Below are 18,545 nucleotides of genomic sequence, written 5' to 3' on the forward strand. Positions count from 1 at the left end.
CATCGACAGTATCAAAAAAAGGTAGCGGAGAGTGGGTTAACACAAAGCATGTCGAGAAAAGGTAACTGCTTGGATAATGCGGTTGCTGAAAACTTTTTTGCTTTACTCAAAACAGAGATGTATCACAACCAAAGCTTTGAAGATGCAGATGCTCTGATAGAGCAAATTAAAGAATACATCGAGTACTACAATACCAAACGTATAAAAGTGAAACTAAAAGGCCTGACTCCGATAGAATATCGAACTCAGGCCTTGAAAGCCGCTTAACAGAAATGTCCAACTTTACGGGGTCACTTCATAACTCTGAGAGTTACGCGGCTTTTTAATGTCTGTCGCTAATTCGCTTAACGCTCGGAACTAAGCTTCTGTTGTTTCCGTTTCAGACTCACGAATGGGGTCAATACGAACCGCCGCTACCTTAAACTCAGGGATCTTCGCATGTGGATCCGTCGCAGTAGTCGTCAAACGGTTAACCGGTGATTCAACGAAATGGAATGGAATGAACACCACACCCTTTTGCATTCGCTTAGTCACAAACGCCGCGATTTCTATTTCACCACGACGTGTTGATACTTTGAGCATCTGACCATTCGAGATACCCAATGCTTCAGCATCATGAACACTCACCATGGCACGCGGCCCTGCTAAGTTATCCAACCCTTTTGTTTTACGTGTCATGGTTCCAGTATGGAACTGTTCTAAAATGCGGCCTGTCGTTAATACTAGCGGGTATTCCGCGTCCGGTAACTCAGCAGCGTATCTAAACGGAATCGCCTCCATTTGACCACGCCCACGCGTAAATTGGGTCTGGTGCATGATACGAGTGCCATCAGGGTTATTCTTATTACTTGGCCATTGCACGCCGTTCACCGTAATATTCTCCCAACGTAAACCACCATACTGTGGCGTTACACGTGCTATCTCATTGGTGATATCAGCAACGGTTTTATAGTCCCAACCACCGCCCATTGCGTTGGCTAGCATTTGGATAATCACCCAATCTTCTTTCGCTTCACCTGGAGGTAATACCGCCGGGTTAATGCGCTGAACACGACGCTCGGTATTAGTAAAGTGACCAGACTTCTCAGCGAACGAGCAAGACGGCAGAACCACATCGGCATACTGGGCGGTTTCAGTTAAGAAAATATCTTGAACCACTAGGAAATCTAACGCTTCAAGCCCTTCAATCACATGTGCTTGATTCGGGTCACTCAGCACTGGGTTCTCGCCCATAACGTACAGACCACGCACATCTCGATGACACGCGCCATCAATAATCTCGGTCAGTGTTAAGCCCGTTTCAGCTGGTAAATCAGTAACGCCCCACTCCATCGCGAATTTTTGACGAACCATTGGGTTATACACTTTTTGGTAGCCCGGAAGGTTGTTTGGCAATGCGCCCATGTCACACGCGCCTTGTACATTAGATTGACCACGTAATGGGTTTATACCACCGCCTTCAATACCAATGTTGCCGCACAAGAGTTGAAGGTTTGCGATAGAGCGAACATTATCGTGACCAGTAGTGTGTTGCGTAATACCCATCGAGTAGTACACCGCGGTACGCTCTGCAGTACCGATCAAGCGCGCCATAGCGAAGATGTCTTCCGCTTTAACGCCTGTCACCAATTCCACTTTGTCTAAGGAGTAGCTTGGTGACATGACCTCTTGTAACAAGGTATCAAAGCCGTCCACACGATCTTCGATATACTCTTGGTCATACCAACCGTGTTTGATGATCTGCTGCATCACGCCATTAATCAGCATCACGTCTGTACCCGGTCGGTGAGCTAGGTAAAGTTCAGCATGGTCGGCAATATCGATTCTCTTAGGATCAGCGACGATCAAGCGAGCACCGTTATGTCTTACCGCCTGTTTGATGTGTGAGCCGATAATTGGATGTGCCGATGTGGTGTCCGAACCAATAATAAAGATCACATCAGAGTGCTTGATACTTGGAATATCATTGGTCATAGCTCCACTGCCTAGCGAAGCTTCAAGCCCAGTCACCGTTGAGGCATGACAAAGACGTGCACAGTGATCGACGTTATTGGTACCTAGTTCACGACGAATGAATTTTTGGAACGCATAGTTATCCTCGTTGGTGGTTTTCGCCGACGAGAACCCCGCCAAAGCGTTACTGCCAAAGCCTTGCTTAATCGCTGTAAACTTCTCGGCAACGAGCTTAATCGCTTCATCCCAACTTGCAGGTTGTAACCAGCCATCTTTACGAATTAATGGTGTGGTTAAACGCGCATCGCTGCCAACGAAATCGAAACCAAATCGCCCCTTAACACACAACATGCCTTCATTGACCGGAGAGTCCCCACCTTCGATATAACGGATTTTATTTTTGTGCTCATCGATATGCATGGTTAGTTTACAGCCCACACCACAATAGGTGCAGATGGTATCGACTTTCTTGAGTACGTCTGTGTCTCCTTGCTTTCTATCACGAGCATCCACCATCGCACCGGTTGGACACGCCTGAATGCAAGAGCCACATTGAACACAGTTTGAGTCGCCCATTAATGTTTTGTCCGACCCAAAGTTAGGGCGACATTCAGGCCTTGATGCTGGCTTACCATCGGCTTGGCTCATGAAGCTAAGAACGCCATGAACATTCTGCTCGCGACATGCTTGGATACACTGACCGCAACTGATACAGCGGTTAGCATCAAAGATTATGAATTCAGAGCTGTCATCAACGGCAAATTTTTGTCTTGTTAAACCGACCTTCGCTTCTTCTGCGCGAATCGCCTGCCAACTTTCATTTGAAGCCACATCGATTTTGTATTCTGGATATGTTTGAGTGGCCTTGTATTCGGTCGAATAGTCTCTTAGGTCGCAGTTTGTATTAGCTTGGCAGCCGCATTCTAAACATCTTGCTGCTTCCGCGATTGCATCTGCATTATCAAAGCCTGTTTCTACTTCCTCAAAACTTTGCTCGCGCTGCTCGGGGGTTAGCTCTGGCATGATCTTACGCGCCATTCGCTGAATGGACTTGTACTGCTCAGGATCCACCGCTTTGAGCTGTTTGTGCTTTCTTGAGTTAAACGGTTTGACCGGAATGTTATCCATATCGCCGTGAAAGAAACGATCGATCGCTTGCGCTGCAATACGTCCATCGCCAACGGCTTCGACAGCCGTAGCAGGGCCGCGTCGAAAATCACCAATACTAAAGATATTGCCAGTACCGGTATGCATGGTTTGCGGCTCAGCATCAGCGGTATTCCAACGAGTCAGTGGAATATCAATCGATTCGTTGTCCATAAAGCTCAGATCAGGCTTTTGCGACACCGCAGCGATAACCGTATCGAACGCTTCAACAAAGAACTCACCCGTTGGTTTTGGGCTACGACGACCAGAAGCATCCGCAGGACCAAGTGCCATGCGTTCTAATCGTATTTCTGTTACATGGCCGTTTTCATCGGCTATGTTTTCTGCCGGGTTAGTTAAGAAGTGGAACTTCACACCTTCATGCTCAGCTTCTTCAATTTCGTAATCTTCTGCAGGCATCTCATCTCGAGTTCGACGATAAATCAACGTGGTATCCGCACCATCACGCACCGCAGTTCGAGCACAGTCAATCGCGGTGTTACCGCCACCGATCACTGCAACCTTTTTACCTGTGACATACTGCTGATCGGTCACGTAATCTTTAAGGTAATCGACGCCTAGGTAACAACCGCTAAGCTCGCTACCCGGATAGTTCATTTCAACCGCTTGCGATGCACCAACCGCTAAACAAACAGCATCAAAATCGTTACTCAAATCAGACAGTGTAAAATCAACACCAAGTTTTTTTTCACACTCTACCGACATCCCGTTACGACACATCAGCTCGATTTCTTTATCCAAAATCGACTTCGGTAAGCGATACTCTGGGATACCGTAACGCAGCCAACCACCAGCTTTAGGCATCGACTCATAAACAACTACATCATAGCCTTCGTTGGATAGATAATAACCAGCAGTAAGACCACCGGGGCCACTACCAACAATCGCTATACTCTTACCTTTATTTGGTTTCTGAACTGGTATATAGCTTTCTTGCGCCGCTAAATCTGCATCGGCTGCGTGTCGCTTGAGTTGGCGTATCGCAATGGATTCATCAACCAAGTTTCGACGGCATTCAGTTTCACAAAATGCAGGACATACACGACCAATCGAAAGCGGCATTGGTAATGTCTTTTTGATCACCTCAATCGCTTTGATGTGATCATTTTGAGCAATATGATGCAGATAAGATTGAATATCGACCCCTGCAGGACACGCAGTTTGGCATGGTGCCTCACAATCTGCGTAATGGTCTGTCATTATGCGGTTCAACGCTTCTTGTCGATGGTTGGTCAACGGCTTTGACTGAGTCGTAATATTCAACCCATTAGACACTTCAAGCTCGCACGAGCGCTTCATACCTAAGCCATCAACCTCGACGACACATAAATCGCATGGAATCTTATCTGTTGTTTTGTTCAAACCACATAGAGATGGGATCTCTAAACCACATGTTTTTGCCGCTTCAAGTACGGTTTGTCCTTGTTCGACGATTCGAAATTTCCCATCAATAACGATTTGAATCATATTGAGTCCTGCCTTCTAGTTTGCGTAATAGCCACGCTCAAAAATATTAATTAGTCGTTCAGTCGTGTGTAGTCACTACTGCCATACCATTACCATACATTAATTGTGGTTTTGTGCGTGTGACTTCAAACAAGTTCTATTGAGATTAGCCCTAATGTATGAGTGGTCATATCAGTAGTTCAAAGGGGGTTAGAACAATTGCAGAACGCTAGATTTAGGTACTAAAAAGCCCCTAATGATTAGGGGCTATGAATCAGTATCGTTGAATCGCTATCGAGCTTATTGCTCAGTTTCTTCGATAAGCTCTTGCACTGGAGATGCTGGCTTGTTTTGAGCAAAACCGCGCAAACCAACAACGTGTACATGTTCGTGGTCTTTAAATACCTTACGAACCAGTTTGTAAGTTGTGCCTTTCTCTGGACTTATGTTCTCTGGCGCCGCGATCAGAAGTTGCATTCCTAAACGGTCACACAGTTCAAATAGCGTTGAAATAGATTTCGCATCCAGACGTGCCGCTTCATCAAGGAACAACAAACGACATGGAACGATGTCTTTACTACGAAGTCGACGTGACTCTTCTTCCCAGCTCTGAACAACCATCAGTAGGATAGACTGACCGGTACCGATCGCTTCACCCGTAGACAATGCGCCAGATTCCGCTTGTAACCAACCGTCTGAACCACGGTTAACTTCAACACTGAGTTCTAGGTAGTTACGATAATCCAGTAGCTCTTCACCCAGAACTTGCGGAGAACGTTGACCCATATCGATATGTGGGTTCACACGTTGGAACAATTTCGCCATTGCTTCTGAGAAGGTGAAGCGCGTTGATTCAAACAAGTCTTTGTGCTGCTCTTGCTGAGTCGCTAAGCCTGACAGCAAGATTTCGTGGCTTTCACGGATCTTAACGTTCAGACGAACGCCCTTAACCTGACCAAAGTAAATATTAGACAAGCCTTGGTTCAGCATTCGAATACGGTTCTGCTCGCGCTGAATCGTTTTCTTGATAATGCTTGCTACCGACTCAGAGCTAATCGCCAAGCGGTTTTCACGCTGTGTCAATTCTTCTGTTAGTCGAGCGAGCTCAACTTCCATCTCTTCGATTGCTTCAACCGGATCATCCGTATGAATGATGTCTTGGCGAATACGCTCGCGAAGATGTTGGTAAACCGCAATGTAGAACAGAACTTTACGCTCTGGATGTGCGTTGTCTTCCGATAGACGCAGCGAATCACGTAAGTCGTCATTGTCAGCTACAGCCAGACGTAGCGCACCCAATGATTTATCCGACATTGAGCGAAGTTCTCCCGCCGTTAGGTAAGCCAGTTCACGCTTGTGTAGACGACGTTCAACATCATTTTCACGAGCTAAACGAAGTACTGAGCACCAACCTGCTTTTGCTGCAACCACGAAGGTACGAAGTTCTGTGTACTCTTTCTGTACTTTCTTAAGACGCTTAGCCAAGGCTTTCATCTCAAGTTCTGTTGACGTAATCGTACGCTCGTATTCGCTCTTGCGGCTGCGAGATGTGTGTAAACGCTCTTGAAGCTCGTCACGACGACGTACAGCACGCTCTTCAGCGCCTTCATCAGCGTTTACGCCAAACTCTTGTAGCTCTTGTTTGAACTCTTGAACCGTCTCTTGCTTCGCTTGATGTGAGCTCTTCAGTGCCGCCAATACTTGGTTATATTGGTTCATCTGTTCACGAGCTTGCTTCAAGCCATCACGGCCTTTGGTTCTTGCTTGCTCTGCTTGAACCAATTTCGCTTTTAATTGCTCGCTCAGTTCACTGCTCTTGTTTAGCAAATCAACAGAGTCCGCGTAAGCAAAGTAGTGACGACGCTCAATCAAATCAGACAGAGCGAACACTTTGCCTTTTAGGGTTTGTAGTGCGTAATCGGCTTGACGATATTCGGCTTCCAAGGCTTCGAACTGCTCTGGATCAGCATCTAGTGCAGATACGATTTGCTCTAGAGAAGTAAGCGCTTTGCCATGACTATTCAAGTAAGACTTAGCTTCACTTAAACGCTCTAGTTGTGCTTCTAATTCAGCTAAGCGCTCAGCCAATGTTTCGTCTTCAAGAATACGAACCATTGGCGCTAATTTATCTAATGCACCAAGTGCCTGCTTGCTTTGTAGAAGCTGGCTACGTTGCTGCTGCTCTTTAGAGTTAAGCTCAGCCAGAGAACGAACAATTTGATTGCGCTTATCACGAATCGCAGTAAGTGCTTGTTCTGGGTCTGCGTTAAACGCAACGTGTAGGTGCTTCGCAACAAAGCTGTTGAATGCTTGGTATAAGCGATTCAGTTTTTGAGAATCAAACGCTGCTTTCGCGTGGCTCTCAACGACAACGTCACGCTCTTCACGCAATTTCTCAAGGCGTTGTTCACGAGCTGCGCGACCAAACAGTGGGATCTCAGGAAAACGAGAGTAACGCATTTGGCGATCGTTCAGCTGAACACACACCGCGCCTTCAAGCTCATCGGCATTAAACGAGCTGTCATCAAATGCGTCTACATCGCCTTCTAGGATGTAAAGGTCTTCTGGACAATCATCAAGATCCACCAGCTTCTCTTTAATACCATCAAGATCCGAAACCACAATCGCGTGACGAGCTGGGCCGTACATCGCACTAAAGTACGGCGCATCACCAATCGTGATGTCATCGTAGATCTCAGAAAGCAGCACGCCACCCAGCGTGTCCGCTAGACCTTTCAGGCGAGGATCGTTAGAACCACCTGGCGAAGCTAAACGCTCAATCTCTTGCTCAAGTTCAGCTCGGCGCGTTGCCAACTGATCTTTTGCTACCGCTTGAGATTTCTCATCTTCAAGTACTTGCTGCATTTGAGTCATTACCGCTTGGCTATCTTCTAGCTCAGCGTCTGTTTGATCTCTTAAAGCTTCAAGTGCATCGTTTGCCGTGATCCACGCAGGAGCAATTGACTCAAGTTTTTGAATCTCTTGATCGTGGTTTTGTTGTACACGACGTTGTTCACTTTTCGCTTCACGCAGCTCTTCTTGAGCATACTCAAGCGTTTCGATTTGCATGGCATGACGTTCGCGCTCTTCGTCGAAGACCGCTTCGTCAGTCAGTGAAATGTTGTGTTGCTTTTGGTATTCAGTCGCCAGCTCTTTTGCTTGACGCTGCTGTGCTACATCACGAGCCATGTCGCGGTGCTGAGCACGCCATTGCTGTTCGTTCTCAACAACGTGTTTTGCGTTACGACCTTTTTCTAGAGCTTGCTTAGCGCAGTGAGACGCTTCTTTACGTTCAACGTCACCAACGATGCTCTTAACTAAAGACAGTGCTTTGTCGAACTGTGCTGAAGCTGCAGAAGACATATCTAGCTTGTGCTTAGTAGCCAGTAGCGCCTGCGTGCTTGACTCTTCTTGTGCTTTTAGCTCAGAAACCAAGGTTAACGCGCTTTCTGCAGTAATCGATTCATCACCTAGCAACTGCTTGGTTTTCTCTAATGCTTGAACCGCTTGCTGGTATTGAAGTGCACGAGTCTGCTGAACATCCAACGCTTGTTGGTAGTCAGCGAGCTGAGTTTTCAGGCTATCCACTTCTTCTTCAGTAATGGTCGCCTGCTCTTCAGCAAGAAGCACTCGTTCTTGGGCTTCTTCCACTACCATCATCTGCTCTTCTAGACGCTCATTTAGCTCTTCTAGATCTTCGCTGTAACGTGCAATTTTCTCTTGCTGGCGAAGTGCAGTTTGAACCAATTGAAGATGATCCGAAGCCGCTTGGTAATCTTGCTCTAGCGCTGATTCTTGATCGACCAGCAGTTCGAGTTCTTCTTGAACACGATTCAACAAGTTGTTTTGATCATGCAAGGTTTCACGCGAACCAAACAGTTCACCACGGAACTTCATGGTTTGATCAAGCTTGTTACGACGGTCGTTGGCATGGCGCATGTAATCTGCTGCCACGTAGTTCGTCGATTCAGTGATCAAGTGTTTGAACAGGTCACGGTCCGACTGAGTTGTCTTGATCGCTTCTAGCGTCATGCGGTTCTCACGCAGTGCTGATTCCATGTCTTGGAATGCTTTCTTCACACCACCGTTTTGCGGTAGAAGATAATCGCGCAGAGAACGCGTAATCGCACTAGAAATACCGCCGTAAAGCGATGCTTCGATCAAACGGTAGAACTTAGAGCGGTCGCTGCTGTTACGCAGTTTCTTAGGTACCACACCGTATTCAAACATTTGCGAGTGGTAATCAACAATCGAAGAGAAGGCTTTAAAATGAGCGCCTTCGTATTGCGCTACCGCCGCTTTCACATCATTCAACTGACATACGCGAGCGTGGCTGTCTGAAACATTCTGAATCAACACATCCGTTGGTTTCACATGGCTTGGAAGGCCTTGGATTACGAACGGTTTGATGTCTACTTTCTTGTCACGACCGGCAACTTGCTGCAGTTTTACTGCAAACAATAGGCGTTGATTCCGAGAGTTCACAACATCTAGTGCAGCATAACATGCGCCAGGTTGAAGCTTACCGTAAAGGCCTTTATCACGAGATGACTGTGAGCTACCCGCTTCCGTTGTGTTACGGAAATGCAGAAGGCTTTGGTCAGGAATCAGCGCTGTGATGAATGCCGCCATAGTGGTCGACTTACCTGCACCGTTACCGCCAGAAAGCGTTGTAACCAATCCATCAATATCAAAAGTACGCGCAAAGAAGCCGTTCCAGTTGACCATGGTTAATGATTGATACTTACCTCTTTCAATCATGCTTCACCTTCTACTTTTGTTTGTTCGCCATCGTTTGACTCAAGGTCAAAGTCAGCTTGATCGTTAAAAATGTCTTGTTGACCGTTTTCGTCCACGTCTACTTCTGATACGGCTTCCGCCTGTTCTTCATTCAACAAGCTACCTTGGTTAGGCTCTTGGGTATGAACTACAGCTTCACCATCACGGATAAGACGTAATTGCGCTTCTTTCATATCGTCACCAACACGAACGTCAGCGCCAAAGCGGAATACCGCTTCGCTGATACGGAACTTGCCGGTTTCACCAATCGCAATCAACATGCCGATACGGCGCAAACGACGTAAAGAAGTACGTACTTTTTCGAAGAGCTTTTCTTTATCTAGGTCAGAACCAGACGCACGGTTGGTTGCAAGCTTCATGAGTTTTTTCTCATCCGCTAACGACATCAATTCATCAAACAGTTCTTGGTTGGTGAAGATACCTTCATGAGCCAGACGTTCTGGGCTTAGGTATAAGAAACACAACACCTTGCCAACCAACATGTCTAGCTCAGACAACACACTACGACCAATTAGAGACGTAGAACGCGGACGCAGGTAGAAGAAACCTTCCGGTGCTTTTACCAGTTCCGTATTGTAGCGTTGATAGAAATGCTGAAGCTCAACTTCAAAATCAGACAGTAACGCGTGGTTATCTAGGTCTTCTGTTGAAACATGCTTACCTGAACGCAGCATGCTGTCTAGCGCAGGGAACAGTGGGTTCGCTATCGCTTTTACCAGTTTCTCTGGCATGTAATCATCAGTACTTGTTAATGACATTTGCTTGTACCTTTGCACCGAAATCGTTGATTGCCTGCCAATCTGGCTGAATAGCCTGATAGTCAGACTCTGAGTAACCTAAGCGTACGGCTTGGTCGACAACAATTCTGGCTAAATCAAAATGGTGTGTGCGAGGGTGTGCAGCGAGGTAATCGCGTAACACAAGGCCAAGATCAATTGGCGCGCCTTGCTGTTTGTGAGCTTTTAACATCTCTGCAATTCGATCGGAAAGCAGGTCATTCACTTGCTCAAATTCTTCGTACTCTACGTCGATTGGTGCTTGTCCCATCACTTCGTCATCACGAAGCACAAGCGCTTCATCACGAAGATCCGTCAGCTTCTCAGCGTCAGCGTAAGTCAATAACCAAGGTGCATCAAAGTAGTCAGTGACTGACTGACGCAAGCGCTGGCTAAAGGCTCGGTTTTTATCCATATCAATCGCGGTACGAATAAACTTGTGAACATGGCGGTCGTAGCCGATCCATAAATCGATGGCTTGTTGGCCCCAACTGGTGATTCGGTCTAGCTTCATCTGCAAGCCGAACAGGGTTTCGCCAACGAACTCGAGTTCATCGTCACCGTAAACAATTTCTTGAATATCGAGGATCTGTGTTTGCAGTTCATCACCCGCCGCTTGCAAGGTGTCTTGCAACTCTTTTAGCGTGGACGAGGTTTCTGAAAGCAAGGTTTCACAGTTGTTAATCGCCTCTCGCCAATCTTTGTTTAAAAGGTCAGCAATTTGCTGCTTAACTGTTTGCTGCTGCTCATCCATAACACGTTGGTTAAGATCAATTTGATCGAAAATTTCACCAACAGAATACTTGAGCACGCCGTAAACATTCTTTCTCCAATGTCCTGGAGTTCCGCCTTTTTGTGCTGCTTCAATGGCTTTTGCCATCTCGTCCGCAACCATTGAAAGCTGGATAGACAGTTTCAACTTAGAGAACTGACGGTGGCGTAAGTAATAATCTGAAATACCAATCGCCAATGGTGATAAGCGATAAATACTCGCACCATCGGTGATTTCGCTAGTAAAGCGGCTAATCAACTTTTGTTTAACTAACTCGTTGATGGCATTGTTGGCACGAAACGCGGACGCTTCGCCAGTATCTTCAAACAGTCGAGTGACGATGGTAAATGCATCGTGCAGTTCCCCCTCGCCCAACTCTTCATCGAACCTTTCATTGCTTAGTACTGCGATAGCAATCAAAAATGCTAAGCGCTCTGGTGGCAAGTTTAATGAAAAATCATGCTGCTTGACCCAGCCCACCAACTCATCAATTGGCTGCTCTTCGGCAGTTTGAGTCATTTCACTCATTGTGGTTCCTGTTACTGTTCTTCGTCATATCGAATGTATTAGATATGACGCCTATTTCTTTATGACGCGGGCTTCTTACGATGGCATAGCGCATGTTGTGGCTTCTTTTACCACATTCAGCGCTGTTATTGCGCAGGTTTTTGAGCCCAAACGTGAATATAACGGCCTAGTGACAGATATGGCTCTTGGCGACATAGCTGTTTTTCCAGTTCCAATACATCTTCAAATTGGTAATCGCCCATGTACTCCATATTACCTATGTAGTCACTGAAAGAGCGAATGCCTGATTTACCACAGATTTCTAGACCAGCGTCTTCTATCCATTGGTAAACCTCTTCCGGCTTCAAGCCTTTTTGTGGTTGCAGCTTAAACCGTTTTCGATGTGGCATCCCATTCAATACATGAGGAATATTGCCACAAATCACATTTTTCAGGACTAATCCGTGGTGGTTGTAAAACATTATCGAGGCAACGCCACCCGGTTTAACTTGTTCAAGCAATAAATCAAGCGCCTCTTTAGGATCGGCTAACCATTCCATTACGGCATGAAACATCACAAAATCGACTTTTCCATCGAGATGTTCTGCGACTTTTTGTACCGGTGAATGAATAAATCGATATTGCTCTAACAAACCCGCTTCGCTGATACTTTCTTCTGCGAGCTTCAGCATTTCAGAAGAGAGGTCACACAGAGAAACGTTATGCCCAAGCGACGCAATTTTTTGCGACATCTGTGCAAGTCCGCCTCCAGCATCAAGCACATGCAGTGGCGAAGCTGATTGTTCAAATTTGCTCAAAGCTTGTTCTAAATCTTCCCATACGATGATCTGACGGATCTCTCCTTTGTCAGAACCGTAAATATTTTTTGCAAATTTGTGGGCAATATCGTCGAAATTACGGTCTTCAGTCACGGCTACTTGAGTTATTATGTCCTATCGTGCCTGCTATTCTGTCACAGGAATTTCAGGAATAAAGAGGCGATGTCTCTTTTTACTACTAAGTGATGTTTTTTCGGACTATTCGGATATGTTTGAGCTGAAAAAAGTAGTGTCTTCGCTATTGATGCCACTGCCAGCAATGTTAATTCTCGCTTTTCTGGGTTTAGCCCTAGTGATGTTTACTACCAAAAGGAAGACTGGTTGCCTAATCACCCTTTCAGCCCTATGTGGTATTTTCCTAATCGCTTTCCAGCCAGTTTCTAGTCAACTTTTAATGCCAATGGAAAGGCAACACACCGCTTTTTTACCTGTCGATGAAACCGTCGATTACGTGATGGTTCTCGGAAGTGGTCACGTCGTAGATGACCAAATTCCACCGACATCAGAACTTAGTCGCACCGGCCTGATGCGCTTAAGTGAAGGGATTCGTATTCTACGCCTTTACCCTGGTGCAAAACTTATTTTGTCTGGCTATGGCGCGGGCACTGAAGTAAGTAACGCAAGAATGATGGCTAAAGTTGCATTAGCACTAGGCGTAGCAAAACCTGATATCATTCTGCTTGAAACAGCAAAAGACACCTGGGAAGAAGCCCGCCAAGCTGCTGCGTTTGTTAAGAATAAAAGAATGGTGCTAGTGACTTCAGCTAGCCATATGACTCGCGCACTGAATGAATTCAATGCTGCCGGCATGAAACCTCTACCAGCACCAACTAACTACCTTGCACAAGAAGGGATTGTTGAGCCTTGGAATAAGTATATGCCAAAAGCTCTCTACCTTGAGCAGACTGAGCGTTACTGGCACGAAACCATGGGGTTGGTTTGGCAAAGCCTGCGTGATTGGCTTGATACAAGTAATGACCCGGTCGAAGAGCCTATTGTTGTTCCCGAAGCATCCAACCTTGTTGAAGGTGGCAGTGACGTTTCTGCAGCACAGTCTCAATAAGCAGATTGCATAAAATATTCAGTAAAAAAAAGCCGAGACATCAAAGATGCCTCGGCTTTTTAACATTCAAATATCCTCATACACTCAACGGGAATTAGTCACCAGCAAACATGTAACCTTCACCGTGAACCGTCACAAAAATTTGTGGGTTCTTAGGATCGAACTCCATTTTTGCACGCATACGACGGATTAGTACGTCGATGGTACGGTCATTAGGCGCATCCACACGGTGGCTAATCATATTGAGAATACGCTCACGGCTTAACACCTGATTTGGGTAAGAAGACAGTGCAACCAATAATTCGTATTCAGCTTTCGTCAGTTTAACCGGTTCACCGTTTTTGCTTAACGCACGACGAGGGATATCAAATGTCCACTCACCAAAACGAACCACTGATTCATCTTCTGGTTCTTCAGCCACACCTGCTGCCGTTTTACGAGCGGCAGAAATACGCCAAAGTAGGTTTTTAACTCGAACCAATAACTCGCGAAGTTCGAAGGGTTTAGTAACATAATCGTCAGCGCCCATTTCAAGGCCTACAATTTTGTCGATGCTATCCGTGCGTCCAGTAACTAAAATAATTCCAATGTCTGATTGACTGCGTAATTCGCGAGTTAGCATCAATCCATCTTCGCCTGGTAAGTTGATGTCCAGCATAATGAGGTCAACGTTGTTTTCTTCTAACACGCCTCTCATTTGAGCGCCGCTTTCGGCTTCGCTAACTGTGTAACCTTCGTTCTGGAAGTATCCAACCAGTTTACTGCGGGTTACCACATCATCTTCTACGACTAATACGTGATAGCTCATCTACACCACTTTTCTTATTTAATAGTTTCAGTGACTATTCTATTCATAACTCGTAACAATTCTAGTAGTACACGAGATAAAAGCCAGAAACATGGATTTTTTTTGATACAAGACAATCTTAAACCTTGCTATTTATCTTCCATCGCAATTCAATATAGGCATTACTACTAACGAGTAACTTTGCGTTTCGCAAATAACCTTGTTATTCAGCCTTCGTACCCTAGGTATTACGAAAGACGATATTAGGATTAATCAAATGAAAGAAACGAAAGCATTCAACGAGCAAAGAGCCGAAATATACTGGTGGCTATCAAGCTTATTCGCCAAAGAGCTCACCCAAGAAGAACTCGATCACTACCACTCTGTTGAGATTCGTTCTTTCCTAACTGGTTTAGGCGAAAATGAAACACTAAAGCCTGCGATTGATCGCTTAGTCGATGCACTGAACCGTCTCCAAACACGTGAAGATGCCCAACTAGAACTGTCTGCAGACTTTTGCGATCTTTTCTTAAAGACAGACAAACACGGCGCTCTTCCTTACGCTTCCATGTATATCGGCGAAACTGGCCTTTTAAATGATAAGCCTGCAAGAGATATGGAAGAGATCATGGCTAAGCACAACTTAGTCGTGAACCAAGACTTAAAAGAGCCAGCAGACCACATCGCTATCGAACTCGATTTTCTTGGTAACTTGATCATCCGTTCTAATGAAACGGATCTTGAAGAAGAATTCGAAAAATCGTTCGCCGTTCAACAGCAATTTATCGAACAACAACTGCTTACTTGGGTACCAAGGTTCAACGTAAAATGTCATGACGTTGACGAATTCGGTTTCTACGCTTCAGTCTCAGCTCTGCTACTGGCATTCTGCACATTAGACACTCAATACCTCGCTGGTGAATAAGTTTATTGGATGATTTGGTAAACAAATTCAGCAGAATGTGACAATTCACCCGGATTTCTGGGTGAATTTTATTGCGAGTAATTTCTAGTCAGTCTAAAATTGTGACCGCAAACGATAAAATATGAAACATTCACGAAATGCTATGCTTATTAAAGTTCAGAGCATTTCGGTGTTAAGACAAGCCGCTCAATAGCGGTTTTTTGTTTTTTAGCACTTTAGTACCCAAAGAGCCCTACAAATTTAAGCTCTTAGTTAGGTAGCTTAACGGCTACTTCATTCCGTACTTTGGGAAAGTAGCTTCTAATAGGATAAAACCATGGCCACTATCAAAGATGTCGCTCGCTTAGCCGGCGTATCAACAACAACCGTTTCTCACGTAATCAACAAAACTCGCTTTGTTGCTGAAGCGACTCAAGAAAAAGTTAACAAAGCAGTAGATGAACTTAACTATGCGCCAAGTGCAGTTGCTCGTAGTTTGAAGTGCAATACAACACGCACTATCGGCATGCTAGTTACTCAATCAACTAACCTATTCTTCTCTGAAGTTATCGATGGTGTTGAGAGCTACTGTTACCGTCAAGGTTACACTTTGATCCTGTGTAATACGGGCGGTATCTATGAGAAGCAACGTGATTACATTCGAATGCTTGCTGAGAAACGTGTAGATGGCATCTTAGTGATGTGTTCTGACCTAACTGAAGAACTGAGAGAGATGTTAGACCGTCACGCTGACATCCCTAAAGTAATAATGGACTGGGGTCCAGAGAGTTCTCAAGCTGATAAGATCATCGATAACTCTGAAGAAGGTGGCTATCTAGCAACCAAATACCTCATTGAACGCGGTCACTCTAAGATTGCTTGTTTAAGTGGCCACTTAGACAAAGCAGCATGTGTTGAGCGTATCGCTGGTTACAAGCGTGCACTCAATGAAGCAAAGATTACTGCCGATGATGATATGATCATTGAAGGTAACTTCGAGTGTGATACGGCTGTTCTTGCTGCAGAGCAAATCGTAGAGATGGAAGATCGTCCAACCGCAGTATTCTGTTTTAATGACACAATGGCACTAGGCCTAATGAGCCGCCTGCAAGAGAAAGGAATTCGCATTCCTGAAGATATTTCCGTGATTGGTTACGACAACATCGAACTGGCTGAATACTTCTCTCCACCGTTAACTACGGTTCACCAACCTAAGCGTCGTGTTGGTAAGAATGCATTCGAAATTCTGTTAGAGCGCATAAAAGATAAAGATCATGAAAAACGCGTCTTCGAAATGCACCCTGAAATTGTTGAGCGAAGTACAGTTAAAACGTTAAATTAATTGACAACTCGAGTTTAATTGCATCAAGCGCACCTTTAGGTGCGCTTTTTTTATCAACAGCTATAATGAACTCATATGCACAACGGAAAGATCATTAATTGAAGCAACATCACATTTTGAAATATCAAGTGTGAGCCTCATTCAACAAAAACTTTATTCTATTCAATCAGTCACGCACAGGGCAAACCACTTGAAAAAGTGAGACGCAAAGCTTCCGGCCTAAACCACTCGTTGGTATGGTAGCGGGGTTACCGATGGCAAAATGCAGTAAGTACTAATAATTTAGTAATTTACGGCTTATTGACAATTTAATTGCAACATTTTGCTAATCTCTCGGACCTGCTTATTTGGTGGCGTAGTTCAAATACACCGAGATAAATAACATGGATAAACCGATACTAAAGGACTCAATGAAGTTATTTGAGCCCCTAGGAAAAATAAAATCACGCTCAATGTTTGGTGGCTTCGGTCTTTTTGCTGATGACACTATGTTTGCTCTGGTTGTAAATGACCAGCTGCACATACGAGCAGAAAAATGCACAACAAAACAATTCGAACAACAAGGGTTTCAACCGTACGTCTACAAAAAACGTGGTTTCCCTGTCGTTACTAAATATTTCGCTTTACCTGAAGGCCTGTGGCAAGACCAAGAAAAAATCTTGCAGCTTGCAACCACGTCTCTAGGTTTTGCTAAAGAAGAAAAAGCCGAGCAGTCTTCTGCTAAGCCTACTCGACTCAAAGATCTGCCTAACCTTCGACTCGCTACTGAACGCATGTTGAAAAAAGCAGGGATCGATTCCGTAGAACGTTTATATGAATCAGGCTCTGTAAACGCATTTAACGCCATCAAGGAATCGCATGCGTCTTCTGTCAGTATTGAACTACTTTGGGCGCTAGAAGGTGCGATCAATGGTACACATTGGTCAGTTATACCGCAGCAGCGTCGTGAAGAGCTTATCAATCGCGTCAATTAGCATTGTCAGTGCAAACTATCTACATAACTAAGCCGCATTTTTGCGGCTTTTTTTATATCTACTGAAAGTTAATCTAAGCTTTGCCTGTCTATCTATACTATCGGTATGCATTGAAAATTTAGAGGAAGTATCAATGAGTAAGAAAATGATATTGGGTATTATATTGGTAGTAATCATCGTCTTGTTAGGCGTCAATTTTGGCCAATACCTCACGCTTGAAAATGCCAAGGCCCAACAAGCCGTTTTAAATGACTACATTGACAGCAACTTTATTGCCGCCGCCGCTATCTATTTTGTTGCGTATGTAATGATCACTGCTTTCTCAATTCCTGGCGCCGCTGTTGTTACCCTGCTTGGAGCTGCTCTATTTGGCTTCTGGAATAGTTTACTGCTGGTATCTTTCGCAAGTGCAATTGGTGCTACCCTCGCTTTTCTAAGTAGCCGCTATCTGTTACGTGACTGGATTCAAACCAAGTTTGGTGACAAGTTAGCGACAATTAACAAGGGCGTTGAAAAAGACGGCGCATTTTACTTGTTTTCTCTGCGTCTAATTCCTGTATTCCCATTCTTCCTTATCAACCTGTTGATGGGTCTAACTCCTATGTCGGTGAGTCGTTACTACATTACGAGTCAAATCGGGATGTTGCCGGGTACTGCTGTTTTCTTGAATGCAGGTACTCAACTCGCAGAAATTGATTCACTTTCGGGCATCGTGTCGCCTTCAGTACTATTGTCATTTGCATTACTGGGTATATTCCCAATTATTGCTAAGTGGTTGATGGGGAAGTTTCGCTCAACACCAGTGGCTGAATAACGTATATAGCTAAATAACGCATATAGCCAGATAAGGTTCTATTTCAATGAAGATCTTCAGTGCATCGAATCCGACAGAAGCCCACATCATCTGTGGATTACTAGAAAGTGAGAATATTGCGTGTGAAGTCCGTGGGGAGGGTTTGTTTGGTTTGAAAGGTGAAATCCCATTCACAGAAGAAACTGACCCTTACGTATGGTTATATGAGCCAGAATTGGCCAGTAAAGCCCGCACGATTGTTAATGACTACCAAAAACAGCAAGATTCTATTATCTATGAAGAGTGGCGTTGTAGTAAATGTCATGAAGTTAACGAAGCTCAATTTGGTTCATGCTGGCAGTGCGGCGCTGCTTCACCTGAATAGCAGAGTTTCCATTATTACAGAAAATGATTCTGTAAAA

At 44.9% G+C, this 18,545-nt stretch carries 13 protein-coding genes and 1 riboswitch; of the genes, 7 read left to right on the top strand and 6 right to left on the bottom strand.

From position 1 onward, the window contains the following. The coding region (locus tag L4C44_RS21055; RefSeq protein WP_372271563.1) for an IS3 family transposase at positions 1 to 267 on the top strand (267 nt) is incomplete at its 5' end. Positions 268 to 357: 90 nt separating this feature from the next. On the opposite strand, the gene fdhF is transcribed toward L4C44_RS21055, so the two are convergent. The 5 genes from fdhF to cmoM form a co-directional block, all read right to left on the bottom strand. Then, entirely contained in the window at positions 358 to 4,587 is a 4,230-nt protein-coding gene (fdhF, locus tag L4C44_RS21060) for a formate dehydrogenase subunit alpha (RefSeq protein ID WP_428805666.1), read from the bottom strand. Positions 4,588 to 4,866: 279 nt separating this feature from the next. Beyond that, complete coding sequence (gene mukB / locus L4C44_RS21065; RefSeq protein WP_428805667.1) at positions 4,867 to 9,327, bottom strand: chromosome partition protein MukB; 4,461 nt, start codon at positions 9,325 to 9,327, stop codon at positions 4,867 to 4,869. After that, the gene (gene mukE / locus L4C44_RS21070; protein WP_061018447.1) at positions 9,324 to 10,124 is read right to left on the bottom strand and encodes a chromosome partition protein MukE; all 801 of its coding nucleotides are present in this window, start codon (positions 10,122 to 10,124) and stop codon (positions 9,324 to 9,326) included. The genes mukB and mukE overlap by 4 nt, the downstream gene beginning before the upstream one ends. Then, positions 10,105 to 11,442 carry a chromosome partition protein MukF gene (mukF, locus tag L4C44_RS21075; RefSeq protein ID WP_017055049.1) on the bottom strand — a complete coding sequence of 446 codons (1,338 nt, stop codon included), beginning with the start codon at positions 11,440 to 11,442 and terminating at the stop codon, positions 10,105 to 10,107. The genes mukE and mukF overlap by 20 nt, the downstream gene beginning before the upstream one ends. A 125-nt stretch (positions 11,443 to 11,567) precedes the next feature. After that, complete coding sequence (cmoM, locus tag L4C44_RS21080) at positions 11,568 to 12,353, bottom strand: tRNA uridine 5-oxyacetic acid(34) methyltransferase CmoM (RefSeq protein WP_146492181.1); 786 nt, start codon at positions 12,351 to 12,353, stop codon at positions 11,568 to 11,570. Between the two features lie 115 nt (positions 12,354 to 12,468). On the opposite strand from cmoM, the gene elyC reads away from it, so the two are divergent. Beyond that, a complete protein-coding gene (elyC, locus tag L4C44_RS21085; RefSeq protein ID WP_146492182.1) occupies positions 12,469 to 13,323 on the top strand; it encodes an envelope biogenesis factor ElyC in 855 nt (284 codons plus the stop codon). A 94-nt stretch (positions 13,324 to 13,417) separates the two neighbouring features. On the opposite strand, the gene torR is transcribed toward elyC, so the two are convergent. Then, positions 13,418 to 14,131: a two-component system response regulator TorR gene (gene torR / locus L4C44_RS21090; protein WP_428805668.1), complete on the bottom strand. Its 714-nt coding sequence runs from the start codon at positions 14,129 to 14,131 to the stop codon at positions 13,418 to 13,420. Positions 14,132 to 14,387: 256 nt separating this feature from the next. Here torR and torD point away from each other — a divergent pair, with 256 nt between their 5' ends. From torD to L4C44_RS21115, 5 genes are all read left to right on the top strand, one after another. Then, positions 14,388 to 15,035, top strand: coding sequence for a molecular chaperone TorD (torD, locus tag L4C44_RS21095; protein WP_428805669.1), 648 nt, complete (start codon positions 14,388 to 14,390; stop codon positions 15,033 to 15,035). 316 nt (positions 15,036 to 15,351) lie between these two features. Then, entirely contained in the window at positions 15,352 to 16,356 is a 1,005-nt protein-coding gene (gene purR / locus L4C44_RS21100; protein ID WP_060982357.1) for an HTH-type transcriptional repressor PurR, read from the top strand. 170 nt (positions 16,357 to 16,526) lie between these two features. Beyond that, positions 16,527 to 16,612, top strand: a riboswitch (cyclic di-GMP riboswitch). A gap of 127 nt (positions 16,613 to 16,739) precedes the next feature. After that, entirely contained in the window at positions 16,740 to 17,330 is a 591-nt protein-coding gene (locus L4C44_RS21105; protein ID WP_081090099.1) for a TfoX/Sxy family DNA transformation protein, read from the top strand. Between the two features lie 133 nt (positions 17,331 to 17,463). Continuing rightward, a complete protein-coding gene (locus L4C44_RS21110; protein ID WP_285953235.1) occupies positions 17,464 to 18,144 on the top strand; it encodes a TVP38/TMEM64 family protein in 681 nt (226 codons plus the stop codon). A gap of 46 nt (positions 18,145 to 18,190) precedes the next feature. After that, positions 18,191 to 18,508 (top strand): putative signal transducing protein, encoded by a 318-nt coding sequence (locus L4C44_RS21115; protein ID WP_061018452.1) that lies wholly within the window; start codon positions 18,191 to 18,193, stop codon positions 18,506 to 18,508. Positions 18,509 to 18,545 lie beyond the last annotated feature (37 nt).

This window comes from Vibrio satsumensis, from assembly GCF_050337435.1.
In the GTDB taxonomy this organism is placed as follows: domain Bacteria; phylum Pseudomonadota; class Gammaproteobacteria; order Enterobacterales; family Vibrionaceae; genus Vibrio; species Vibrio satsumensis.